Here is a 24,382-nt window from a genome sequence, read left to right as displayed (position 1 = left end):
CTAAAGCGATTAATAACTGATCAGATCGCAAAATCTATATCAACAATTGTTTAAAATTTTATCCCCGATCCATTCTTTTTCTCTCGAACTAAAACCCTAACCAATTCCATTTCCATTTCCTCATCGGTTACATCTCTTCTATTCATACAAACTTATGAGTGTACTTTCAAATTTTTTGATTTAATATTCAATAAATAACCAAAAATCCCTTCATTTCCTATATAATGGTTTACGAGAATAATATAGGAGGGGTTGTTTTGAAGAAATTTTTTTCATTTTTACTAGTCTTTACTTTGATGTTCTCATTTCTAAATAACACCAAGGTAGCAAGGTAATCAACAACTACCTGACCAGCAGACTTTCTACCACCGTCAATCAGAATTGTTTTCCCTGAAGGAGATTCTAAAAGTATACTATCTCCTTGCCCCACATCGATAAAATGTACTAATAGATCATCTAAAGGTCTAAAATCTGGATTGATAGTGTATGCAAGAACAACTGAAAATTCAGCGCGAGTAATGTTGTTTTTCGGACGAAATGTGCCATCTGTATAACCATTAAAAATTTTGTGTGAGGATAGATCAAGAATACTTTCTAATGCCCAAGGTACATTACTTAAATCCTTAAAGCCATTAGTGCTTCTTTTACGGTCAATATTATAGGCATTGTCAATCATAACAGCCGTTTCTGCACGAGTTATGTAAGCATTATAACGGAAGGTTCCATCCGGATAACCAGAGGCCTATTCACATTTTACAGATTTGGATAAGGTTCCGTGGGCTGAAGAAGAGATATATTATTTAGCTGATCTTAATATTATTAATGGTTACGGAAACGGGAAATTCGGGCCAAAGGATAATATTACTCGCGCTCAAGCTGCTTTAATGCTTGTTAAGGCGATATATCCAGGTGAAACTGCAACAAAGGACCCTGGATTTACTGATTTATCTGAAGATAACTTTTACTATGATGCAATTGCATTGGCTGCAGAAAAAGGGTTAGTTAACAAGCTGGTATAACATCAATAGATTTAATGGTAGCCACTCATCCCGATGCTGATCATATTGGCGGACTTATCAATGTATTAGAACAGGTTCAGGTTCAAAAGATCTTGGATAGTGGTAAATCTCATACAACCGATACTTATTATGAATATCTAAGCTTAATTGATGAGAAAGATATTCCGTTTGAAACTGCAGTTGAAGGGTCTATTCTGGAATTTGATGATGTATTAAACATCAAAGTATTAAATGCTTTGAATAGTAGTAGTGATCTAAATGAATCGTCTGTAGTATTAAAGGTTTCCCACGGTGATATTGATTTTATGTTAACAGGAGATGCAAGTGTTGATAATGAAGCTGAAATGATTCAAAAATATGATGTTGAAGCAGAAATTCTAAAACTTGGGCATCATGGATCATCCACTTCAACTTCTCAATCATTTGTTAATGCCGTGAACCCAGAAGTAGGTATCCTTTCTTATGGAAATAACAGCTATGGCCATCCTAATTCTAAAGTAGTTAACCGTATGTGGGATTTTGGATCAACATTATATTCAACTTGTGATGCAGGTTCTATTATGGTAACAACGAATGGAAATAATTATAATGTAGATGCAGATCCATTTATGGGGAACGATAGTTGTGGAACGGATGTAGATCCAGAACCTGAACCAATTCCTGTAACAGGGAATTTGGATATTACTGATTTAAGCCTAAGTGATGAGTATGTAACGATCAAAAATATGGATACGCAAGATATTCCAATGGGTGGATGGAGATTAGTAAGTGTAGAGGGGAATCAGACATTTTACTTTCCGGGTGACTTTGTATTAAAGAAAGGCTCTACAGTAAAAATTGTTGCTGGAGGGGAGCTACTCATAATCCACCATCACAATTACTTTGGTCAAACGCCTATATATGGAACAACTCGGGGGACGTAGCTCATTTATATGATCCACAAGGGAAGTTGATAGATGCACTCGCAAAATAAATATACAGTTGATCGCTTTGAGGGTGACCTGGTTGTTTTATTAATGAAAGGCAACGAGTCAGTACAAAAAGATGTTCCGATTCATCAGTTTCCAAAAGATATAGCTGAAGGAGACATTGTTAAGGAAGAATCAATTAGTGGAAAGATTCGCTATAAAATACTGCATGATGAAACAGATGATGCAAGAAAAAAAGTAAATGATCTGTTAAACAATCTAATAAATAAAAATAAAAGGTAATAGTTGAGCCCACCTATCAAAAGGTGGGCTTTTATGTTTACAGACTAATATTCGGGCTATTAATTGTTCCTATATTTACGAACAAATTCCTCAACCAACTCCATTTCCTTGTCCGTAAGGGCTTTTCCATCAATAGCCAATTTCGCCTTCCTCTTTCACTACGGCAGATGAATTAAAACCTTATAAAACTGTGAAAATAGTAAAACGACAATAATTTCAGAAGTTCTACAATTTTTGCAGGAGATATTAACTTTATAGTGAAATATTATAAAGTTTGGAAGTCTATACATATGAAATTTCAGGAAAATGATGGCGGGCCATGTTTAGAAAGGGAGAAATTTTAATCGTTGTTGGATTATTCATCATGTTGTTAAGCCTCTATATTGCGGATTACTGGATAGGTTATATCGAATACAAAGTTGCCGGTATTTATCATTTTGATTATGCTGTACGTTCGAACATCCTCGCTTTAATAGGTTTTGCTTCATTACTTTCTGGTTCCATCATCCTTATCCTAGATAAATTTACAAATAACTGGGATTGATTAAAACTTTTTCACGATATTCCAGGTATTACATACAAAAACAATTAAAAAGGGAGGCGTGAATTCGACCGATTTACAAGTTTCATACCATAATAACTTCATATAATCATAGGGGGATATACACTAAATGAAATCGAGGTTCAATGTAAAGCACTTCCTTATGTATTTCTTATTCATTTTCATAGGAAGTCTATTTTTAATGCCGACAACAACCAACGCCAATGATAATGTCGTAAATCCGATCCAAACCTATACTTACAATGAAATGGTCAGAGACATCAAGGCATTGGCTAAAAAACACCCGGATTTGATCAAGTATAAAGTGATTGGGAAGAGTGAATACGGACGTGATATTTACGCCGTATCACTGGGAACAGGAAGATCAACTGTGTTCATCAACGGTTCCCACCATGCCAGAGAATGGCTCACGACAAACCTCAACATGTATATGATCGATCAATATACTCAAGCCTATAAGGCGAATCGCTCGATTGACGGATATAAGGTAAAACCAATACTCAACAACACGACGATGTGGTTCGTCCCTATGGTCAATCCGGATGGAGTCACCCTTCAACAAAGCGGGCTGAGTGCCTTTCCACAAAGTGCTCATGCCGGTTTGATCAAAATGAACGAAGGCAGCGAAGATTTTACAAGGTGGAAAGCTAACGGGAAAGGCGTTGATTTAAACAGACAATATGACGCTGACTGGGCGAATATCAAAAACAACCGCAGCGAACCTAGTTGGGCTAACCATAAGGGAAAAGCGCCGCATACCGCATCTGAAGTCAAGGCCATTGTCAATTTTACGAAAGCGATCGATCCGGAAATAGCAGTACCGTATCATAGTGCTGGAAAGATCATTTTTTGGAACTTCCACCAAAGAGGCAGTCGCTATGATCGTGACCATAAAATAGCGAAAAAAATCGGAGGTATGACAGGGTACAGATTGATTTATCCTGGACCAAATCCATCGGGTGGGGGAATGACAGACTGGTTCATCAGCAAATATAAACGCCCTGGTTTTACAATGGAAATCGGGAATTATCCAGGGAACCGTCATTTACCGATATCGGAGTTCAAGCCAACCTGGCAAGAAAATAAAGCAGTACCTTTGTACGCTGCACAAGAAAGCTATAAGCTTTACTATGCTAAGCACAAGAATGATCCAATCGAGGTCACAGTAAAAATCGATGGTGAAACGCAGAACTTCGATCAGCCGGCTATTTTAGAAAACTACAGAACCCTCGTCCCATTAAGAGGAGTCTTTGAGAAACTGGGTGCGAACGTATACTGGACTCAATCGACGCAAACTGTCCGCGTAACGAAAGACGATACAGAAGTCACCTTGAAAATTGGGTCTAAAACCGCTGCAGTCAATGGAGAAAAAGTCACTTTAGATGTCGCACCTAAACTTGTCAATTACAGAACAATGGTACCTCTGCGCTTTGTCACAGAAGCCCTTGGCGCACGTGTGACTTGGGATAGCAAGACCTTGACAGCATCAATCCATACGGTAAAAGAAGAGGAGCCAGAAACTCCTGAGAACCCTGATTATGTCACGGTCGGCGATAAGAAATACCGTGTCGTAACAGTTATTATTGATGATGAAGTACAGGAATATGACTTCCCAGCGATCAGTAAAAATTACCGTACGATGATTCCAATCAGTGAAAGTATCGACCATTTCAATGCTGAAATCAGCTGGAATCAAGAAGAACAAATTACAACCATCACAACAGAAGAAAAAACAATTACGTTAAAAATGGGTTCTAAAATAGCAACTGTCAATGGTGAAGAATATGAACTTGACGCAGCAGCTGAAGTAATCAGAGGCAGAACGCTGGTCCCTCTACGATTTGTTTCAGATCATCTTGGTGCAGAAATCTTGGATTGGGATTCAGAAACTTATACGGTACAAATCAAAACAAATCAAGAAGCGACTCAAGAAACTGTTAAGGAAGCAAGTGAAGAAGCTAAAGAACCAGCAGATTCAGAAGAAATAGCTGAGGAACAAGAAAACACAGTAGACACTCCTGAAGAAGATTCTAGTTCTGATACCGATGAACAAGAAGCGATAGAAGAAACTACAGAGGATGAGTCTTCAGAAGAAGCTCAATCATCAGAAGAAAATCAACATCAAGAAGATGAATCCACTGAAGAATCTCATTCAGCAGATGAAAACCAAGAGCAAGAAGCTGGGGATAGTGAACAAAAAGCAGAAGAATCTCAATCTAATGAAACAGATCAAGACAACACTAATCAGAATACTGATGATTCTAATGTAAACCAAGAGACAAGCAAAGATCATACCGAAAAAGAAGAACTAGAAACGTCCGAATCCAAAAACTAAAGAAAATGAAGAGAACCCTGCATCCATTTAATGCAGGGTTCACCTTTTTAATCATAATATCCATCATCATTAGAGGCAAAATACCAATTGTCCTCACCTTGAACTTTTTCAAATTTGCATCCTGCTAGATGGTCGAATTCTTTGATGGTCGGCGGCTTACCAGTAGATGTATATAGAAACCCTTCTATTAGCCCAGGGCCGAAAACTGGTGATTTAACCCATTGGAAAAAGACGAAATGTCTGTTTCCATACATTTTAGCATTTAGAATATCATTTACATTGGCTTCTTTAAATCGTTCAGGTGTATAGTAAAAGCGCTCTTTCTTTATTTCACCTGTCTTAAGCATTCTGATCATCTCTTCACGGTCTTCTTTATAAGCTTTAAAGTTCCCTCCAACAGTATACTTATTAATTTCATCAACAATTAAAAAAGCTGCTATACTAAAAATAATGATCCCAGCAAAGATTAATATCCTTTTCATAGTAACACCCTATCTAATGTTTAACTGAAAAGCGAGACATCCAATTACAATCTTCAATCCTATCAAAATTTTACCTTACGCGGAAATCTTCATTCATCGACCTTGCCATGAATACTGCGAATTGCTCCCGCGTGATTTCTTCATAAGGGCCAAACTTCGTTGGACTGACTCCTGCTGCTATCCCTGCATTGTATAAGCGTGCAATTGCATCTTCATACCATGCACCGGAATTAACATCTGTGAACGGATGTGAACTCGCGGCTGGAAATTCATAGATTCGTTGTAAAACAGCGGCCATTTCACTTCTCTTCAACGTTGCCTCTGGCTCAAAGTGAGTTTCCGACTTTCCGTTGAACAATCCCTCATCCACAGCTGCTGCGATCTGGTCATAATACTTATAGGCTCTCGGAACATCGGTGAAACCTGGATCCGGTCTATCACCTATAGATACATTGTTCGCACGATTCAACAGTAAAACTGCCTGCCAGCGCGTCAGATTATCCTTGAATCCAAACCGATCTTTCCCGATTCCATATAGCAAACCTTTTTCATATAAGTAATAGATTTGGTCTTCAGCATACAAACCAACATCAATATCCTTGAATTTATAAGTTAAATAACTTGATGCTACATAACCTACCGTTCCATCACTTCTCTTGATTTGATACCAGACGAAATGATTCTTATTTTCTACTGCCTCTTCATACGTGAATGGCGCTTGAATCGTCACGACCTCATCCTCGGCTAACGTCCCTAGCTTACCACTATCCGTCGTTGGACGTTCCCTGAAGCTTACAGCCTGTGTAGCCTTCACTTCTTGACCCGCTTTAAAGCCATGTTTTGTTTTCGTAAAAGGTTCACCGAAACTGTATTCCATCGTTACAAATTCGATATTCTCATTACTACTAGGATCATAGTCGAAATCATCCCTTGTAAAAGGAAGCTCCGCAAATGACACCAACCCAAAATCTTCAATAATCCGAATGATTTTTTCTTGGTATGCATCTGTATTCCGTTCCCCTGTAGCTTGTACGACAGGACTGTTTACCGGTTTCGTCCCATTGTATGCCATCAATGCAAAATACCAATGCTCCAACACATCACGCTCGCCATTCCCAATCGTCGGCAAATCAGTTCTATCAAACATGTAATCTAGTGTCTCAACCCCTGCACGAATGTTATAGATGATGTCATTTTTAAGGAGGTCTTCCTCATACCCAGATTGATTCGTAATCTGCATCAGACCGATCCCGTTGTCATCTGTTATGATTACATCACCGTTTTCATCATAATGTTGCCAGTTCCCACTTTCGCCCTCTGCTACTGCTTTCACAATCTCAGGTGGGACGTCAAACTCTAATGCTGCTTCTGTCAGGAGACAATTAACCGTACTGAAGTCAGGATTCACACCATCCTCTTGCACATAATCACACTTCTCTGCAATACTATCTGCTGCAAAAGCATCCCCATGAAAAGCTAGTGTCAAACACCCAATAACCGAAGCCCAAAATAGCCCCTTTACAAAAAACTTCACGAAAAAACACATCCCCCATAAAAATTTTTACAAAATACGAAAGGATTTTCCATAATATGCCTCGAAAGTAATAATAGCATAGAACTCTTAATCTACCAAGTTATCAGAATGGAGTTACTAGAACTAGATTCCGTAATAATCTAAAAACTTGGGAAAATCGCCATCATTTTACAACAAATATCGAGCCTAAACTGTCTCAATTTTCCCAATAACCACAATTTACCACGTATGGTATTCTTATATTAATACATCGTTGGAGGTTGTCATGGTTGAGGCGACGTTAGTATCTTCAAATTTTAGTGATCAATTGAATAGTTGGTATACCTATGTCCTCAATAGCGAGATCGACAAGGCTGTTCAAATTAAACAAGACATGTCGAGGCAATTAAAGAATCTATCCTCTCAAAACTCCCCTGTCTTTTTACATGCGAAATTGATCGAATTGAGTCATGCCCTTTTATTGAAAGACAAACAAAATGCAGACAAACTATTAAAAGAACTAGCTCCATTCGAACCAAAACTATGCGATAAGCTAAAATTTTATTTTTACTTCTTTAAGGGACAATACGCCTATCAAAATCAAAATTATGAAGATTCGTTAATTGAATATCGAAAAGCGAAAGATTACATAGAAGGAATCGAATCTGATTTCGAAAGAGCAGAGTTTCATTATAAAATTGCATCCAGCTACTATTTTATTCATCATTCACTTTTATCAATATCACACTTAGAAGAAGCACAAGCTTTGTATGATTTTTCTATTGACCGTAACATCGTAAGAAATGCGGACTGTGAGATGTTATTCGGCTTGAATTATCTTGATATGAAGCAATATGGGTTGGCTGAAGAGAAGTTCCATTCGGCTCTCATGTATTCAAAAAGAGTGAACGACCCACAGCTGCGCAACCGTGTCCTCCATAATCTAGGATTCTTTTACGCTGAACAAGGCCACTCAGAAGCAGCCGTCAGGTATTTGAAATTGTTGATGCTTGACCGGGAATATGAATATTCACTAAGAGCAATCTTCTTATTATATCGAGAATATTGCCGCCTAGGTGAAATTGAAGAAGCTGAAAATTGCTATGAAATCGGAATCAAACAAGTAAACAAAACGGCTAATACCGAATATAAGTACAAATTCGAATTGTTAAAAGTACTCCTACTTAATCAAAACAAGATGGATGAAAAATTATTCTTTGAAAGCGTAATGTACTTCGAGGAAAACAAGAATTGGGAAGATGTCGAGGAATATGCCAAGCTGGTTGCCCAAGTCTATAGTAAAGCTGATAAACATGAAAAAGCCGTACACTATTACGAATTAGCTTTCAAGGCTCGTAATACAATAAATCAAATGGAGGCGTTAAAATGAAAACGAAAACGTTAGTCACGACGCTTGCGGTCTCTGTACTTATCCTTGGAGCTATCGTTTATAGCGGAGGTACAAGCCTTTCATCAGAAAGAGGAGCAGTAGGGGACTCACCCGAAGTTGCTTCTGAACGCGGAGCGGTAGGCGACTCAGCAGGTCTGGTAGCTGAACGAGGAGCAGTTGGGGATTTCGCTGGACAAACTTCTGAGCGAGGTGCAGTAGGTGACTCAGCTAATGTAGCTTCAGAGCGTGGTGCGGTTGGAGATTCTGCTATGCTTGCTTCTGAACGGGGAGCAGTCGGAGATTCATCCGGAAAAGCTTAATATAATCAACCATCATAAAGAACGCCTTGCCTTGGATTCCAACCCAATCCAAGGCTTATTTTTTGCAACAAAAAAAGCACCGCCAACAATAACGGTGCTCATCAAAGTGCCCGTATTTCCTGCATATACATCTCTTGGATCATCTCCACGAAATGTTCAACGAGATCGGGATCGAACTGCGTACCAGCACATTTCTTTAATTCTTCTAGCGCTTCTTCGAAAGATTTCGTAGGCTGATAAGGCCGTTCTGAGGTCATTGCATCAAAAGAGTCGAAGATACAAAGGATACGTGCCAGCTTCGGGATCGAATACCCCTTCAATCCATATGGATAACCTTTGCCATCAAGGCAGCTAAGTAGAGTGATGAAGCAGGATTGAATGAACTGGATGGTTATGTAGTACTGACAGATAAAGATGGGAAAGAAACAAGGATCCCATATCAAGCTGTGGTTGAAAAAGTAAGTGAAGTAGACGCAAAGGTACAAAAAGATTCAATCAAGCTTCATAACAAAGGTGAAACTGATTCAGAAACGGATATCTTTGTCTTCGGAGACCATGACTGTGCAGAAGTTTCTATTGAAGACTACCAAGATCTGAGAGCAGTCGGAAAAGGGGGTAAAATAATGAACCGTCAAACTATCTCCGCAAAAGAAGCAGCTGAGTACCTCGGAGTATCTTACTGGCTTGTGCTAGAAATGGTAAAGCGTAAAGAGGTACCACACGTAAAAGCTGGGAAGCGTATCTTATTCAGAAAAGAATCTCTTGATCACTGGATGAACAATAAGGAAGTCCTTTCGATACAGCAAGGTAACAATGATCAGCAGTATGGGGTACTTCGAAAATTACGCCGTAATTACGATTTGAGGGTGATTTTTTATGTGAAGCAAAAAATTAGAGCAGGAGAAATTCTCCTGCTTGTTTTTCAAAAATAAGGGGGAGTATTATATGAAGAAAAGTATGATTTTTACTTTTTTAATTTTGTTATCGATAATCCTAACAGCATGCTTGAAAGAGGCAGAAAATCAATCATTAAATAAAGAAATGATCGAAGAGTTAAAAAATGGGAAGATCGTTAATACACCCTTAAGATTAGACAGGAAAAGTACGATGACAGATGTTGAAAAAGAGTGGGGAAAACCGCATGAACATCATGATCATGAAGATATTCAGACTTATGTTTACGTTAAAAATAACAAACGATTTGTGATTGCAGAAGATGAACTAAAACAAGTTTATCGTATCGGAGTTGAACTAAATGTAACAAAATCCGAAATAGAGAAGAAAATGGGGAAACCAACCAACAAATCAGGGAAAATATTATCCTATCATCTAACCGGCTACATCATTACCTTCGAAAAAATGAATGAGCATACATGGAACTTAAATTTACTAAGAAACGACTGAAAAAAGTATTGAAACTGTTCAAAAACAGATCAGATTCTAGGATGACCGAGGAATTATGCGCCTGGGTCGAAAGAAGAAGAACCGCTGCCAAAGGATTTGGATCGCTGGCAGAGAAACATGTATTGTTCAAGGTGTTATCCAGAAATGGTCAAAGAAGTACGAAAGTTATGGTGGAATAGACCCACATATGAGGAATGACAATGGCTAAAACGATCACATTTGGGTTACAGAAGGGTGGAGTATCCAAAACGACCCCAGCAGCCATCACAGCCTTTATATTAGCTCGTGAAGGGTATAAAGTCTTGATGCGCGTTCAGAAGACGGAGTGACCGAATTTATGGTTACGATTCAGGATGCATGGGATTCTCCTAACTTAGTAGAGTTCAATGTTAGTTTTGTTTATAAACTACAACAGTTATACAACAAAAAGAGAGTGAAATTTTCGGATACTTGAAGTACCACAAAACCTTTCCGATTTTAGCGGTGCTCCGTATCCGTTCTCACTCTCATCCCATGCCTAAAGGCGGGCTATGCCCTGCATGGGCTTTCCCGTTCGGAAAATCTGTAATAGGTTACATATGTTCGATAAATTTAACCTGTTTACCAATAAATAGAACCCCTAAGCTGATATGATCCCCTCATAGTAGACAGAAAAAAGAAAGCACATTAATCTGTCTATTATAGAGGGGATTTTCCTAAATAAAAGGATAATCCTATAAGTTCTCTATACTGTACATCCTATAATATTTCAACTTTTTGCACCTGCTTTGCTTATTCAAATAGAGGGGTGTTTTTCTTTTATATATTAGTAACCAAATATTAACTTTAAGTAATGAAAATTAAAACTATTAATTTTTAAGTTAAAAGTACAATCAGTAAGGTCGCTCAATATATTTTTAATAGTTAAAAAATTTTAAAAAATAAGTAAAAAGACTGTAAATAAGTTTTAAAAAAATACGGTAACCTTGTTGTATCTTGTAAAAAACAGTATGTAAGGAGAATTATTAAATGGATCAGGAAAAAAATGGTTTATCTCGTAGAAAATTTTTAAGTGACATGGGTAAAATTGGAGGTGCTTCCGCTGTTTTAGGTGTAACTGGTACGGTGGGAATACTTGGGCCACAGTTAGCAAGTGCGAAGGAAGATAAGAGGAATAAACACCATATTAAACAACCAAATAAAAACAGTTCCTATATGCTGTTGAATGTACGCTTAGAAAGCGGCTATCAGTATGAGAACGGCCATGTTATCGCAACAGATACTGTTTTGCGAAACATTAGAATTGATAAAGGTACTATTACCAAGATTTTAGATCCAACAGCACCTTATGAAAAGGGGCTTGCTTGTTATGATGCGAAAGGTATGCTACTTCTACCTTCATTTAAAGAGATGCATATTCATTTGGACAAAACGTATTATGGCGGTCCATGGAAAGCAGCAGCTACAAGGGAAAATGGTATTTTTTCCATGATTGAATTGGAACAGTCACTGCTTTTAGAGTTACTGCCAACTGCTCAGGAGCGTGCAGAGAAATTAATTGAGCTGATTCTTAGTTACGGATCTACGTTTGCCAGAAGTCATTGTAATATTGACCCAGTAGTCGGTCTTAAAAATCTTGAGAAATTAAAAAGAGCATTAGCGAATTATTCAGATAAAATAGCACATGAAATTGTTGCATTTCCTCAACATGGATTACTTCGTTCAAATGCAGAGGGACTAATACGTGATGCGATGAAGCTTGGTGTTACGCATGTTGGTGGACTGGATCCAACCCTAGTTGATGGGAATATGGAAAAATCGTTACAAACGATGGTACAAATTGCCGTAGATTACAATGCTGGAATTGATATTCACCTTCATGAAGGAGGCGAAACGGGCTTGAAGGCAATCAGGAGGCTAGCAGATCTAACTGAAGAGGCCGGTCTTCATGGAAAAGTGACTATTAGCCACGCGTTCTCTCTAGCTTCATTAGCGCCTGGGGCTGATGTGGAAATGGCAAACCGCCTTGCATCGTTAGGTATATCCATTGCATCACACGTACCTAATGGCAAAGGTGTAATGCCAATTCCGATGCTCCAAGAGCAGAATGTGAACGTAATGCTGGGAAATGACAGTATAACTGATCACTGGTCACCATTTGGAATTGGCGACATACTTCAAAAGGCACATCGAGCTGCTGAACTATATGGTTGGTCCAATGAATACAATCTGTCACGTGCACTTTCCCTTGCAACTGGTGGCATTACACCATTAGATGAATCTGGCAAGCAAGTATGGCCAAAGGTTGGCGACGATGCAACGGCGGTTCTTGTTCCTGCAAGTTGTTCTGCTGAAACTGTAGCTCGTCTACCTAAATGTGCTGCTGTTTTGTATAAGGGAAATGTGGCATCGGGTTTACTTGATGACACGAAGCATAAAAAAGGGAAACAATAATGAAATTGGACGATTCTCATAAAGGTACAAGAAAATAAATACTAGGAGGAAGTAATGATTCAAAATATTGGAATTCCAGGTTTGATATTAGTATTAGTAATTGCTCTTATTATTTTTGGCCCATCCAAGCTCCCGGAAATCGGAAGAGCTTGTGGCGCAACGTTAAGAGAGTTTAAGAAGTCAACTAGAGAATTGGTTTCAGAAGGCGAGTCAGAAAAGGGCCAATCTGAAACTAATAAGGAGAAAGTAAAATAAGTATCAATATTTCTAGTAAGGTGCAAGTAGCTTCTTTCACTTGCATCTTCTTTTTTATAACCAGAGGTTTCTCCAACTTTTCTCGGAAAACATTCGCTAAGAAAGTACAATAAATTTAAAGTGGTTCATATACTCTAAAAAACAGTATTCGCTTGTTAATAACCAAAATATTTTAGTTGTTTTGAACCATTGAACGTCTCTTATCGTGTGCTTTTGGAGAGGGTTGGCTGTACCTTAACTAGAGGTGTATTTATGGGGAAATTTGAAATGAACTTTATCGGGCACTTGGAAGAATTGCGTAAACGTTTAATCATTACACTTGCTACTTTCATAGTTTTTTTTATTTTTGCTTTTTTTAACATACAAGATTTCTATAAATGGCTGATAAAGGATTTCCCAATAGAGCTTGCTGTATTGGGCCCTACTGACATCTTATGGATATATCTACTACTATCCAGTGTCATAGCTCTTGCGGGAACTATACCCATTGCAGCCTATCAAATTTGGCTCTTTGTCCGTCCGGCTCTACATGAAAATGAACGAAAAATAACTTTGGCTTACATTCCAGCGCTTTTTATTCTTTTTATTCTAGGTATTTGCATGGGCTATTTTTTAATATTTCCCATCGTTCTTGACTTTCTGCTCTCTTTGTCAGGAGATATGTTTATGGAATTTTTTACGGCGGAGAAATATTTTCGGTTTATGATAAATATGACTCTTCCATTCGGCCTATTGTTCGAACTTCCGGTGGTTTTTATGTTCTTGACAAATATTGGGGTGTTGAATCCTTATCGGCTACAAAAAACGAGAAAGTATGCTTACTTTTTCCTAATTGTTACTTCTGTTCTAATTACTCCTCCTGATTTTCTGTCGGATATACTAGTCGTTATCCCATTACTCTTATTGTATGAATGCAGTGTTTTGTTATCAAAGGTCGTTTATCATCGAAAGAATAAGACTTCTGATCTTGTTGCTTAAGTAAATTGAAAAAAATCCCTATTTTAGAAAACGACTTGTTATTAACTTGTCTTTTGCTCTTTATTCTCGAGAATATTCTTTTCGGGTTGTGAGAGTAAAACAAAGAAGTAAAGCAAACCAGGAGAAAGGTAGCATCTACCAATTTCGCCGCCATGAAGGTAATAAATGGAGATGGGTTAGGCTATTACACAATTCTCTTTATTCAATTGATAAGGAAGTTTATTTACACAGTTTGTCGTTCATGGTGATAACAATTGCTCTTATGCATTACTTTTGTCGAACAAGTATCTTCAATCTAAATTAACGGTACTTTTAACTGTCAATGCCTTTCATTTGTTAGTTTATAAACCATTTTAGCAGTTGTTATATCCTGAATTGCAATCCCGGTTGAATCAAAAATCGTGATCTCCTCCAATATGGGGACAGGTATCCAAACAACAGAACAAATCGATCGCCTTATGGACAAAACTGATCCATATCTTGTGTTTCTGCTGTTCGACACTGGGCACCTATTCTTGTCAGGCGAAGATCCGGTGGTGGTGTTGAAACGCTATCGTCCACGGATCAAGCATGTTCATTTAAAGGATGTCCGCCTTGATGTCGCCAAAAGAGTAAGGCAAGCATTTGAGTTTTTTACAAGCAGTGAAGGAAGGCGTCTTTACTGTGCCTGGTGATGGCGATTTCAATTTCACCCCTGTTTTCAAGTTTCTTGAAGAAGGATGGCTATTGGTCGAAGCCGAACAGGACCCTGCCAAAGCCAATCCGCTGGAGTATACCATACTGGCAAGGGAATACATCAAAAAGCTTGTGGGATAAAATGTTAATGAACGGTTTAGGAAGCAGGATGGATGACACTCTGCTTTTAATTCGGAGTGTGATCATCTAGGTATTGTAAATGGTAACAGGTGATCAAGATGAACAAAAAAGTAGAAAACTTTTTAATAGAAGTTTTCTACTTTTTCTTTTTGATCTTATGAACTTGGTGAATCCGGAACAATCTCTTCTCTGACAAGTAGATTCTTAGAACTAGGGACAATTTCTTCCCTTTGAACTATTTCATATTTGCCTATGTCAGGAACGATTTCATCACGTCTATTTGCACTTGAATCATTAGAAGATAGTGATGTTAGAAGTAAAATTGTAGAAATTAATAGAAAAAATAATTTTTTCTTCAACCAAAACTCCCCCTTAAGAATTTATATTCTTTTTTGCGAGGATTACTCGCTTCGACACCATACTTGCTTTTTCGTAATCTTTTTTATCATGGAAGTACTCTGCAAGCCCTTCACCCACCTTAATTACATCATTCCACAATTTATTCTCCTCAAAATACGAAATTCCTTCAAAAATTTTACTTTCATGTGTATTAATTGCGTTACTAGAGTATATCTGAACCGTTTTAAATTTATTGATGAAATAGTCATCATGAATTTGTTTAGCAAGAAGTAGGCCATCTTTTTGATATCGTTCAGCTTTTTCTAGTTCATTATTAACATAATGGAGTTTTGCAAGTTGGTAGATGGCTTTGGTTGCATATTCCAAGTTATTTTCTTTAAGGAAATATTCTTTCGTTTTGTTGAAGTATTGGAATGCTTCATCCAAATGATTTTGAGAAAAATAATAAATCCCAAGGTTAAACAATACAGAATGTTTATAATTAGAATCTTTAAAGTGATCACAATACCGTAAAGCATTATGATAATGAATTTCAGCTTCTTCAAATTCTTTTAAATCTTGTAAGTTAAGAGCTAATAAGAGTTCACAATCTGCACTTCGTTTATAAACATGATTTTTCTGAAATATTTTTGCCGCTGCATCCAAATGTCTTATGGATAAAGCATTTTGGTACAGCTCAAAATAGGTTGCTGCAAGCTTGTAGTGAAATTCTCCTATTTCATTTTGATGTTCTGAAAAAATAATAAGTGGTTGAGCTTTCTTGAAGTATTCTATGGAAGTTTGGTATTCGTCTAGTATGTAATGATAGATCCCTTTGAAATTGTAATAATAGAATTGAAGTAGTTCGTTATTTTCATAAACTTCAATTTCCTCAAGTGTTCGGTTTGCTTTTGCTATGTCTTTATTAGATAAGTGATAGCGAAATAAAATTAACTTATAATATACTTCGGTTTCACGATCTGAGGCCGTTTCATTTATAATATTACCAATTTCTCCCTCTAACCTAACAGATTCTTCTTCTTGTGCTTCCTTAATAGCTTCATACCATCTATCGATTTTTTTGTTCAATGTACTTGTGTCCAAAGAAATAGAAGACATCAAATCCCTCCAACCTTATTATTTTTGAAAATACGTAATTTTCTAACAATATCCCATTATTTATATAATACTATATTTTTCCACTTAATAAATTGGGAAAATTGGTGTAATTTGATAGTAAATATCGATAATTTTGTTGGTGGGTTTTCCCAACAATTTTCCTGAAGTCCAAAAAAAGTACCCTCTAAGTATTCGGTCGTAATGGAATTCAAAAATATTTTAAACGAATTAATCATCTAGTATGTTTGTTTTTGTCTATTATCTTTTGGAAATAAGATGTTATTATCTAGGTAAAATAGTTAAAACGATCAGCTCTGCAAAGTCTCTGCAATTTCTTGCAGCCTCATAAATGATATATAGGGTATAAATAACAACTAACAGGTAGCCCAAAACCTTACCGATAATGTTAGGAATGATCTTGATAAGTGTATCGCTGGGATAATGTTCAGATAATTTAAAGTAAATCCACATTAAAAGAAGACCGCCTAACATGGCCGTTAAAATCGGATCCATGCATCCTGCTTTGCATCTCCCCCTACAGCAAATACCACGGTGGTTCCCAGTTCGAAGGAATCATCACATAAAAAAGCTGGAGTTTGCTGATTTCCGTCTTTTTCATTGGTTCCTCTCCTTCTTCACGTGAACCACGTGCTACGCTATTCTTTTTTAGAAATTTCACCATCAGATGACTTAATTAAACGGTATTTTGAGCTTGATGACTTTGTACCTCACGTAACATTAGGGAAAGAACAGTACGGGTTATAAAAATGTTTTAAAAAATTCAGAAAAATGTATAGACATTTGGATTAATGTTTAATAAAATGAGAGGCAAAGAAAAATCCAGCTAAACGTTTTTCTGGATTTCCTCCTCTTAACACAGGAATTTATTAAACACTTTAAAGAATAAATGCTGTTTTTTGCGGGTACAGAAAAACGTTTAGCTAGCAGGTGATAAAAATTGAGTACAATCAAAGATGTAGCTAAGAAAGCAAATGTTTCTATTGCAACCGTTTCGGCGGTCATTAATAATTCAAAGTTCGTAAGTGAAGAATTGAGGAAACGAGTTGAACACTCCATTACAGAACTTGGATACCGACCTAATAAAGTTGCAAGGAGTTTGAAAAGAAAAGAAACCAAGTTAATCGGAGTTACGGTAACAGAAATAACAAATCCGTTCTATCCATTGATGTTAAAGGGTGTCGAAGATATCGCACTTGAAAATGGTTATAATCTAATTTTATGTACAACTGGGGATGACCCTAAGAAAGAGTATGAAATCCTCCAATCATTAATTGATCAAGGAGCAGATGGAATTGTTCTTGCCACTGTTGACGATCATGAATCACCTAGTATTCAACTGCTTAATAAAGCAGGTGTCCCTTATGTTCTGATCAACCGAGGCCCAAACGAGTACGAGGGAAGCCAAGTACGAATTGACAGCTATAAAGTGGGAAAAATGGCCACCAATTATTTGGTTAATTTAGGACATAAAGATATTGCTTTTATAGGAGGTGACCGTCTAAACAGCCGCGAGCGGGAAAAGGGATTTAAAGAAACTTTAATGGAAAATGACCTGCCCCTTAAACATAATCGAATTATTATGAGTGATTACAAAACTGAAAACGCTTACCGGGATATGAATAGTTTAATTGTAACAGGAGATGTTCCTACCGCAGTATTTACAGCCAGCGATAATATGGCTTTTGGTGTAATAAAAGCACTACTGAATGCAGGTTATCGCGTACCAGAGGATGTATCGGTTATCGGTTCAGATAATATCCCCTTTTCAGAGGATTTTCGGATTCCTCTGACTACAATTGATGCTCATTCTTATGATATTGGAAGAATGGGATGTGAAATTTTAATGCGATCTCTTATGAAAAAAGCTCAGATTGATCATCGGAAGCTCTTACTAGAACCCAAATTAGTGATTAGAGAGAGCAGTGGTCCGATAATAAATAATGGAAAGGTGATTTAATATGAAGGAAGTTGTCATTGTAAGTTATGCACGAACAGCAGTTGGAACAATGGGTGGCGCCATCAAAGATGTCCATGCTGCGGATTTGGGAGCCACTACGATTAAAGAAGCCATTCATCGGGCGGGCATTAGTAGTGATGAAGTAAATGAAGTCATAATGGGGTGTGTTGGTCAGGTTGCTGAAAGCGCTTTTATAGCAAGGATGTGTGCATTACGTGCGGGTGTCCCGTCTAGTAGCAATGCCTATACTGTCAATCGCTTATGTGGCTCGGGACTTCAAGCGATCAATAATGCTGTTCAACAAATTCAGACAGGGAATGCAGAAGTCGTGGTGGCTGGAGGAACAGAAAATATGGATCAACTTCCGTATTATGTACGAAAAGGCCGTTATGGGTATCGATTTGGCCATTCCCAGCTCGAAGATGGTTTGCTTACTGCCCTTACAGATCCATTTGGAAACTATCCAATGGGCGTTACTGCAGAAAAGGTTGCTGAGCGATTTGATATCCCTCGTGAAGACCAAGATGAATTTGCATATGAAAGTCAATTGAAGGCAACAGAGGCCATCGATAAAGGTTATTTTAAAGAACAGATTGTTCCTATTGAAGTAAAAGGCAAAAGGGGTGAAGTGGTAACCTTTGATACGGATGAACATCCAAGAAAAGGGGTCACGGTGGAAAAATTAGCAAAATTAAAACCTACCTTTAAAGAGGGTGGTACCGTAACACCGGGTAACTCTTCTGGGATTAACAATGGTGCCGCTGCCTTAGTATTGATGACAAGCGAAAAGGCTGAACAACTTGGGTTAACACCAATTGCGTACGTTCGTGAACAAGCCCTTGCTGGAGTAGAACCGGAAATAATGGGGATTGGACCAGCACCAGCTGTTAAAAACTTGCTTGAAAAAGTAAACCTTACCTTAGATGATATCGATTTAATGGAATTAAATGAAGCATTTGCCTCTCAATCAGTAGCGGTCATAAAAGAATTGGGCATTGAGCGGGAAAAAGTTAATGTTAATGGTGGCGCAATTGCTTTAGGACATCCAATTGGGGCCACAGGTGGGATCATTACCGTTAAATTATTGGATGAACTAAAACGAAGAGGACTAAAACGTGGGGTTTCAACGATGTGTATTGGCGGTGGTCAAGGCATTGCGACTTTGTTTGAACTCGTATAAACCAAAACTATTAAACTACCATTACTGAAGATAGATTTAGGGAGGAACCGAGATGATCGATTTAACTGGAAAAGTGGCTATCGTAACCGGCGCGGCACGAGGTCTTGGAAAAGGGATTGCGGATAAACTAGCAAACTTAGGTGCTCACGTGGTTGTAAGTGACTTAAATCAAGAAGGCGCCGATAGAACCGTTTCTCAAATTATTGAGCGAGGAGGAAATGCTGAGGTCAACCTTTGCGATGTTTCTAATGAAGAAGAAGCAAGGCGTTTGATTGAACAAACGGTTGAAAAGCATGGAAAGCTTGATATTCTCGTAAATAATGCAGGGATCAATCGGGATACTATGCTCCATAAAATGACTCATAATGAGTGGGATGCTGTAATCGGTGTTAACTTAACAGGTGTGTTCAATACGATGCAACCTGCCAGTTTCATAATGCGAGAACAAGAGAATGGGCGTATTGTAAATATTTCATCTGCAAGCTGGCTTGGTAATATCGGTCAAGCAAATTATGCTGCTGCAAAAGCTGGAGTGGTAGGAATCACGAAAACGGCAGCACGGGAGTTAGGTAGAAAAAATGTTACAGTCAATGCAATTTGTCCGGGATTTATTGATACCGATATGACTCGTGGCGTTCCTGAAAATGTATGGGATCTTATGATTTCAAAAATTCCGATGGGAAGAGCGGGGAAACCAGAAGATGTAGCCAATTGCATTGCCTATCTGGTATCAGATCAAGCATCCTATATTAATGGTGAAGTTATCAATGTCGGCGGTGGCATGGTTCTGTAATCTACGTATAAAGAGGTGAAAGGAACATGGATGAACTAAAAAAAGTTGCTGTGATTGGTGGAGGGTTAATGGGCTCCGGTATCGCACAAGTCGTTGCAGAAGCAGGAAAAGAAGTGATATTGGTCGAGGTTGACAATGAACGTTTACAACAAGCTTTGCAAACGATTACAAAAAATCTTAACAGGAAAGCAGATAAGGGAAAATGCTCCAGGTCTCATGTAGAAGAGACGCTTGGAAATCTTACCACCACGGTCGCAATGAATAAGATTCAGGAGGTCGATCTCGTCATAGAAGCTGTACCCGAAAAGTTAGATATAAAGCAAAAAGTGTTTGGTGAACTCGACTTAGTTGTGAATCCAAATGCAATCCTTGCATCTAATACGTCCGGTTTATCCATCGCTGCTATTGGCGCCTCTACAAGGCGACCGGGAAAAGTCATTGGCCTCCATTTCTTTTATCCAGCTCCAGTGATGGATTTAGTTGAAGTGATTCCTTCCATTATCACTTCATCTGAAACCTATGACAAGGCAAAACAGTTTGTAAAAGACCTAGGTAAGAATGATGTTACGTGTAATGATTATCCCGGATTCCTCGTGAATCGTTTGCTCGTTCCTATGATCAATGAAGCTATTTATTGTGTAATGGAAGGGGCAAAACCAGAAGATGTGGATGATGCCATGAAGTTTGGTGCGAATCATCGAATGGGTCCAATTACACTCGCAGATTTTGTCGGTTTAGATGTTCTATTAGCCACAATGGAAGGATTATACGAAGGTTTCAACGACTCCAAATACAGACCGGCACCATTGTTAAAGAAGTTGGTTGAGTCGGGTAACTTAGGGCGGAAAACAGGTAGAGGTTTCTATCTGTATGACGAGCTAGGAAAGAAAATGGAACCAGATTCACCGGTCACAGTGTGATAATCCATTAGACAAAAAGAGGGTTGAATGATGAACACAAAAAAAACAAGCGTTCAAAAGGTTGTCGCAAATATTCAAAACAAAAGTACACTGGCCTTATGTGGGTTTACGCTGATGGGGGCCTGCGAAACGTTTTTGAAAGAGCTAGAGGATAGTTATTTGATCAAAGGATATCCGAATGACCTTACAGTTATCCATGCTGCTGGGCACAGTGACAGAGTAAACGGAATCGAACATTTGGCCCAAAAAGGGTTAGTTTCAAAAATTATTGGTTCGCATTGGGGCCTTGCTCCTCGATGGGGAGAGTTGATTCACAATAATGAAGTAGAAGCACATTGTTTACCTCAAGGACAATTAACTCACTTATTCCGTGCGATGGCAAGTGGGAAGCCAGGAACATTTTCGAAAGTAGGGCTTGGGACTTTCATTGATCCGAGGATTGAAGGAGGTCGCATAAATGAACAAGCAAAACAACAGGAAAGCTTGGTGGAACTAATTCAAATTCAAGGGGAAGAATACCTTTTTTATAAACAGGTTCCCCTCGATATTTGTATCATTCGTGGAACCACTGCAGATGAGTTTGGAAATATCACAATGGAAGATGAAGCTTTGAAATTAGAAGCCATATCGATTGCACAAGCGACCAAAAGGTACGGTGGAACAGTGGTTGTCCAGGTCAAAAACTATGTAAGACGCGGTACACTGTCTCCTAAAGACGTTGTCGTACCTGGTATTTACGTTGATCATATTCTTGTTTCAGAAGAACCAGAACAGGATCATCGTCAGACAGCTTGTGCGTTCAACAATCCAGTATTTAGCGGCAGGCTCAAAGAACCCCTTGAAGATGGTGAGCCGTTACCCCTGGACATCCGAAAAATCATCGGTCGTCGGGCAGTAAAAGAACTTTTCCCAGGAGCCATCGTCAATTTGGGGACAGGAATTCCTGGGGATACCGTTGGCCCAGTTTCAAAAGAGGAAGGAATTTTAGACGAAATTAATTTAACAGTAGAATCTGGAGCAATCGGTGGTCAACCGTTAGGAGGTACGGATTTTGGTATAACCAAAAATGCTGAAGCGATAATTGAACACCCGTACCAATTCGATTATTACACTGGTAGAGGGGTGGACATCACCTATATGGGTACTGCTGAGGTTGACGTTCATGGAAATGTAAATGTGAGTAAATTCGGATCAAAAACAGTAGGTTGTGGAGGGTTTATTGATATTACACAACATGCTCGAAAAGTCATTTTCTGTTCTACTTTTACAGCAGGAGGTTGTGAAATCGCCATAAAAAATAACCAATTAAAAATCCATAGGGAAGGTAAATTCAGAAAATTCAAAAATGAGGTTAGCCAAATTACTTTTAGCGGAGAATTTTCTAAAACACAGGGCCAAGAGGTGCTTTATATTACTGAACGTGCGGTTTTCCAATTAACAAAAGAAGGGTTGATGTTGATAGAAATTGCGCCTGGCTTAGACCTTGAACGGGATATTTTAGCGCATATGGATTTCAAACCGGTCATTTCCAATAATCTAAAAACGATGGATACTGATCTTTTATCAAGTGAAAAAGTGGGATTTGCTGAAACCTTTTTTGGTAACGGATCCTCTACTACAAATCTAGTCATTGCATAATGAATTTTTAAGGGAGGGGAATGAAATAGCTAGACGTATAAACGCAAACGATCTTGCTTGTGAAATCCCTAGTGGAAGTACATTGGCTTTAGTGGGATTTGGGGGAATGGGGCAATGTGATAAAATTTTGCGGGTCATCGGTCAGACTTTTAAAGATACAGGCCATCCCACTCATCTAACCGTCTTTCACACAGCGGGACAATCAGATAGATCAAATGGAATTGAACATCTTGCAGAAGAAGGACTCCTATCACGTGTTATTGGGGGGCACTGGGGACTTGCCCCCAAGATGAGAAGGTTAATTGAAGAGAATAAAGTGGATTGCTATTGCTGGCCCCAGGGGCAACTAACTCATTTATTACGTGCGATGGCAAATAAATTACCGGGACATATTTCACCCATTGGACTTGGGACCTTTGTCGATCCTCGTATTGAAGGTGGAAAATTTAATGAACGAACAAAAGCAAAAGAGGATCTCATTCAGGTCGTATCATTGAATAATGAAGAGTTTCTATTTTATCCTTCCATTCCTTTTGATTATGTTTTTATTCGTGGGACAAGCATCGACGAGAAGGGGAATATCACGACTGAAGAGGAACCGTTGAAACTTGAAATCCTTTCAGCAGCACATGCAGCGAAAGCCTATGGTGGGAAAGTGATCGCTCAAGTGAAATACGAAGCTAATTCTGACTCGTTCCATCCCAAAGATGTTGTAGTTCCTGGCTATCTTGTGGATGGTTATGTTCTTGTCGAAGATCCAGAGATCGAACACCGCCAAGTACCAAGTACAGTTTATTCTCCTATATTCTCAGGGGATGTTCGTACACCTTTACAGAGTCTTGCCCCTTTACCTTTAGATATACGCAAGGTGATTGGGAGGAGGGCCGTACAGGAACTTTCGGCATCCAGTGTCGTGAATATAGGGATTGGGATTCCGGGAGATGTGATCGGTCCAATCGTAAATGAAGAAGGTTTAAGTCAGGATTTTACCCTTACACTTGAGTCTGGGGTAGTCGGTGGTACCCCTTTAGGAGCTAATGAATTTGGGGTTGCTCAAAATGCCGCGGCTATTTTGGAGCATGAATATTTATTTGATTATTATCACGGAACAGGCATTGATATGACATTTATGGGAGCAGCCGAAATTGATCGCATTGGTAACGTTAACGTATCAAAATTTGGTACAAGAACAATAGGAGGTGGTGGGTTTATTGATATTACCCAGCCTGCTAAAAAAGTTGTTTTTTGTACTACTTTTACGAGTGGGGGACTAGAGGTTTCGCTTGAAAAAGGTAAGGTTTCTATTAGAAGGGAAGGAAAGATAAAAAAGTTTACCAGACAAGTTGAGCAAATTACGTTTAGTGGAAAATATGCAGCGGAGCATTTAAAGGATGTGATGTATGTAACGGAACGTGCTGTATTTTGCCTGTCAAAGAGAGGGTTAGTCTTAACAGAAATTGCGCCTGGCATTGATCTTGAAAGAGATATTTTACAACAGATGGCATTCCAACCCATCATATCGGATTCACTTAAAGAAATGGACCTTAGGTTATTTAAAATGGGGCCAATGAATCGGAAAACTTTAACTAAATAATTCGGAATATTAGGAAGAATTAAAATAGAAAGAATTAGATCACTCGGAAAAGAAAGCGTTTTCTTTCCGTATGACCAACGTGCAGTCATTTATAAAAGGAGGA

The 24,382-nt window shown here is 38.4% G+C and carries 26 protein-coding genes and 2 pseudogenes; 20 read left to right on the top strand and 8 right to left on the bottom strand.

Going from position 1 to position 24,382, the window contains the following annotated elements:
- Positions 1-229 precede the first annotated feature (229 nt).
- Positions 230-676 (bottom strand): S-layer homology domain-containing protein, encoded by a 447-nt coding sequence (locus ACJROX_RS27990; RefSeq protein WP_408008450.1) that lies wholly within the window; start codon positions 674-676, stop codon positions 230-232.
- Positions 677-761: 85 nt separating this feature from the next.
- Between ACJROX_RS27990 and ACJROX_RS27985 the strand changes: the two genes are divergently transcribed.
- The 5 genes from ACJROX_RS27985 (at position 762) to ACJROX_RS27965 (ending at position 5,127) form a co-directional block, all read left to right on the top strand.
- On the top strand, positions 762-1,019 hold the full coding sequence (locus tag ACJROX_RS27985; RefSeq protein ID WP_408008449.1) for an S-layer homology domain-containing protein: 258 nt from the start codon (positions 762-764) through the stop codon (positions 1,017-1,019).
- 14 nt (positions 1,020-1,033) lie between these two features.
- Positions 1,034-1,942, top strand: coding sequence for an MBL fold metallo-hydrolase (locus ACJROX_RS27980; RefSeq protein ID WP_408008448.1), 909 nt, complete (start codon positions 1,034-1,036; stop codon positions 1,940-1,942).
- Positions 1,943-1,975: 33 nt separating this feature from the next.
- Positions 1,976-2,230: a DUF3006 domain-containing protein gene (locus ACJROX_RS27975; protein ID WP_408008447.1), complete on the top strand. Its 255-nt coding sequence runs from the start codon at positions 1,976-1,978 to the stop codon at positions 2,228-2,230.
- A gap of 319 nt (positions 2,231-2,549) precedes the next feature.
- Complete coding sequence (locus ACJROX_RS27970) at positions 2,550-2,774, top strand: hypothetical protein (protein ID WP_408008446.1); 225 nt, start codon at positions 2,550-2,552, stop codon at positions 2,772-2,774.
- A gap of 127 nt (positions 2,775-2,901) precedes the next feature.
- Positions 2,902-5,127, top strand: a complete 2,226-nt coding sequence (locus ACJROX_RS27965) for a stalk domain-containing protein (protein ID WP_408008445.1) — start codon at positions 2,902-2,904, stop codon at positions 5,125-5,127.
- A 47-nt stretch (positions 5,128-5,174) separates the two neighbouring features.
- Here ACJROX_RS27965 and ACJROX_RS27960 read toward each other — a convergent pair whose 3' ends face one another.
- A complete protein-coding gene (locus ACJROX_RS27960) occupies positions 5,175-5,609 on the bottom strand; it encodes a hypothetical protein (RefSeq protein ID WP_408008444.1) in 435 nt (144 codons plus the stop codon).
- Positions 5,610-5,679: 70 nt separating this feature from the next.
- Positions 5,680-7,143 carry an S-layer homology domain-containing protein gene (locus ACJROX_RS27955; RefSeq protein WP_408008443.1) on the bottom strand — a complete coding sequence of 488 codons (1,464 nt, stop codon included), beginning with the start codon at positions 7,141-7,143 and terminating at the stop codon, positions 5,680-5,682.
- 265 nt (positions 7,144-7,408) lie between these two features.
- On the opposite strand from ACJROX_RS27955, the gene ACJROX_RS27950 reads away from it, so the two are divergent.
- A complete protein-coding gene (locus ACJROX_RS27950) occupies positions 7,409-8,512 on the top strand; it encodes a hypothetical protein (protein ID WP_408008442.1) in 1,104 nt (367 codons plus the stop codon).
- Positions 8,509-8,832 carry a hypothetical protein gene (locus ACJROX_RS27945; protein ID WP_408008441.1) on the top strand — a complete coding sequence of 108 codons (324 nt, stop codon included), beginning with the start codon at positions 8,509-8,511 and terminating at the stop codon, positions 8,830-8,832. Before ACJROX_RS27950 ends, ACJROX_RS27945 begins: the two co-directional genes overlap by 4 nt.
- 101 nt (positions 8,833-8,933) lie before the next feature.
- Here the strand turns inward: ACJROX_RS27945 and ACJROX_RS27940 are convergent.
- Positions 8,934-9,176, bottom strand: a pseudogene (locus ACJROX_RS27940) (HD-GYP domain-containing protein); the annotation flags it as partial.
- Positions 9,177-9,206: 30 nt separating this feature from the next.
- Here ACJROX_RS27940 and ACJROX_RS27935 point away from each other — a divergent pair.
- The 6 genes from ACJROX_RS27935 (at position 9,207) to tatC (ending at position 13,902) form a co-directional block, all read left to right on the top strand.
- Entirely contained in the window at positions 9,207-9,764 is a 558-nt protein-coding gene (locus ACJROX_RS27935) for a helix-turn-helix domain-containing protein (RefSeq protein WP_408008440.1), read from the top strand.
- 13 nt (positions 9,765-9,777) lie between these two features.
- A complete protein-coding gene (locus tag ACJROX_RS27930; RefSeq protein WP_408008439.1) occupies positions 9,778-10,236 on the top strand; it encodes a DUF4309 domain-containing protein in 459 nt (152 codons plus the stop codon).
- 200 nt (positions 10,237-10,436) lie between these two features.
- Positions 10,437-10,565 (top strand): AAA family ATPase, encoded by a 129-nt coding sequence (locus ACJROX_RS27925; protein ID WP_408008438.1) that lies wholly within the window; start codon positions 10,437-10,439, stop codon positions 10,563-10,565.
- An 865-nt stretch (positions 10,566-11,430) separates the two neighbouring features.
- On the top strand, positions 11,431-12,669 hold the full coding sequence (locus ACJROX_RS27920; RefSeq protein WP_408011811.1) for an amidohydrolase: 1,239 nt from the start codon (positions 11,431-11,433) through the stop codon (positions 12,667-12,669).
- A gap of 54 nt (positions 12,670-12,723) precedes the next feature.
- The gene (locus ACJROX_RS27915; RefSeq protein ID WP_408008437.1) at positions 12,724-12,924 is read left to right on the top strand and encodes a twin-arginine translocase TatA/TatE family subunit; all 201 of its coding nucleotides are present in this window, start codon (positions 12,724-12,726) and stop codon (positions 12,922-12,924) included.
- A 252-nt stretch (positions 12,925-13,176) separates the two neighbouring features.
- Positions 13,177-13,902 carry a twin-arginine translocase subunit TatC gene (tatC, locus tag ACJROX_RS27910; RefSeq protein ID WP_408008436.1) on the top strand — a complete coding sequence of 242 codons (726 nt, stop codon included), beginning with the start codon at positions 13,177-13,179 and terminating at the stop codon, positions 13,900-13,902.
- 319 nt (positions 13,903-14,221) lie between these two features.
- On the opposite strand, the gene ACJROX_RS27905 is transcribed toward tatC, so the two are convergent.
- Positions 14,222-14,317: a hypothetical protein gene (locus ACJROX_RS27905; protein WP_408008435.1), complete on the bottom strand. Its 96-nt coding sequence runs from the start codon at positions 14,315-14,317 to the stop codon at positions 14,222-14,224.
- Between ACJROX_RS27905 and ACJROX_RS27900 the strand changes: the two are divergent.
- Positions 14,301-14,718, top strand: a pseudogene (locus ACJROX_RS27900) (TIM barrel protein); the annotation flags it as partial. The gene ACJROX_RS27905 and the pseudogene ACJROX_RS27900 overlap by 17 nt on opposite strands.
- A gap of 155 nt (positions 14,719-14,873) precedes the next feature.
- On the opposite strand, the gene ACJROX_RS27895 reads toward ACJROX_RS27900, so the two are convergent.
- The 3 genes from ACJROX_RS27895 to ACJROX_RS27885 form a co-directional block, all read right to left on the bottom strand.
- Positions 14,874-15,077, bottom strand: coding sequence for a hypothetical protein (locus ACJROX_RS27895; RefSeq protein WP_408008434.1), 204 nt, complete (start codon positions 15,075-15,077; stop codon positions 14,874-14,876).
- Between the two features lie 13 nt (positions 15,078-15,090).
- Entirely contained in the window at positions 15,091-16,176 is a 1,086-nt protein-coding gene (locus tag ACJROX_RS27890) for a tetratricopeptide repeat protein (protein WP_408008433.1), read from the bottom strand.
- 282 nt (positions 16,177-16,458) lie between these two features.
- Positions 16,459-16,689 carry a GerAB/ArcD/ProY family transporter gene (locus tag ACJROX_RS27885; protein ID WP_408008432.1) on the bottom strand — a complete coding sequence of 77 codons (231 nt, stop codon included), beginning with the start codon at positions 16,687-16,689 and terminating at the stop codon, positions 16,459-16,461.
- Between the two features lie 445 nt (positions 16,690-17,134).
- Between ACJROX_RS27885 and ACJROX_RS27880 the strand changes: the two genes are divergently transcribed.
- Genes ACJROX_RS27880 through ACJROX_RS27855 form a run of 6 tightly spaced genes read left to right on the top strand, consistent with a single transcriptional unit; the run spans position 17,135 to position 24,279 of the window.
- Positions 17,135-18,154, top strand: coding sequence for a LacI family DNA-binding transcriptional regulator (locus ACJROX_RS27880; RefSeq protein WP_408008431.1), 1,020 nt, complete (start codon positions 17,135-17,137; stop codon positions 18,152-18,154).
- 1 nt (position 18,155) lies between these two features.
- A complete protein-coding gene (locus ACJROX_RS27875) occupies positions 18,156-19,334 on the top strand; it encodes a thiolase family protein (protein WP_408008430.1) in 1,179 nt (392 codons plus the stop codon).
- Between the two features lie 52 nt (positions 19,335-19,386).
- A complete protein-coding gene (fabG, locus tag ACJROX_RS27870) occupies positions 19,387-20,127 on the top strand; it encodes a 3-oxoacyl-ACP reductase FabG (protein WP_408008429.1) in 741 nt (246 codons plus the stop codon).
- A gap of 26 nt (positions 20,128-20,153) precedes the next feature.
- Positions 20,154-21,047, top strand: a complete 894-nt coding sequence (locus ACJROX_RS27865) for a 3-hydroxyacyl-CoA dehydrogenase family protein (protein WP_408008428.1) — start codon at positions 20,154-20,156, stop codon at positions 21,045-21,047.
- A gap of 30 nt (positions 21,048-21,077) precedes the next feature.
- Positions 21,078-22,685: an acyl CoA:acetate/3-ketoacid CoA transferase gene (locus ACJROX_RS27860; protein ID WP_408008427.1), complete on the top strand. Its 1,608-nt coding sequence runs from the start codon at positions 21,078-21,080 to the stop codon at positions 22,683-22,685.
- Positions 22,678-24,279 (top strand): acyl CoA:acetate/3-ketoacid CoA transferase, encoded by a 1,602-nt coding sequence (locus ACJROX_RS27855; protein WP_408008426.1) that lies wholly within the window; start codon positions 22,678-22,680, stop codon positions 24,277-24,279. The genes ACJROX_RS27860 and ACJROX_RS27855 overlap by 8 nt, the downstream gene beginning before the upstream one ends.
- Positions 24,280-24,382 lie beyond the last annotated feature (103 nt).

Origin of the sequence: Pseudalkalibacillus sp. A8, assembly GCF_045920555.1 — a bacterium.
In the GTDB taxonomy this organism is placed as follows: Bacteria; Bacillota; Bacilli; order Bacillales; family Fictibacillaceae; genus Pseudalkalibacillus.
Note: the sequence above shows the minus strand (reverse complement) of the source record. Positions and strands in the feature narration are given on the sequence as shown.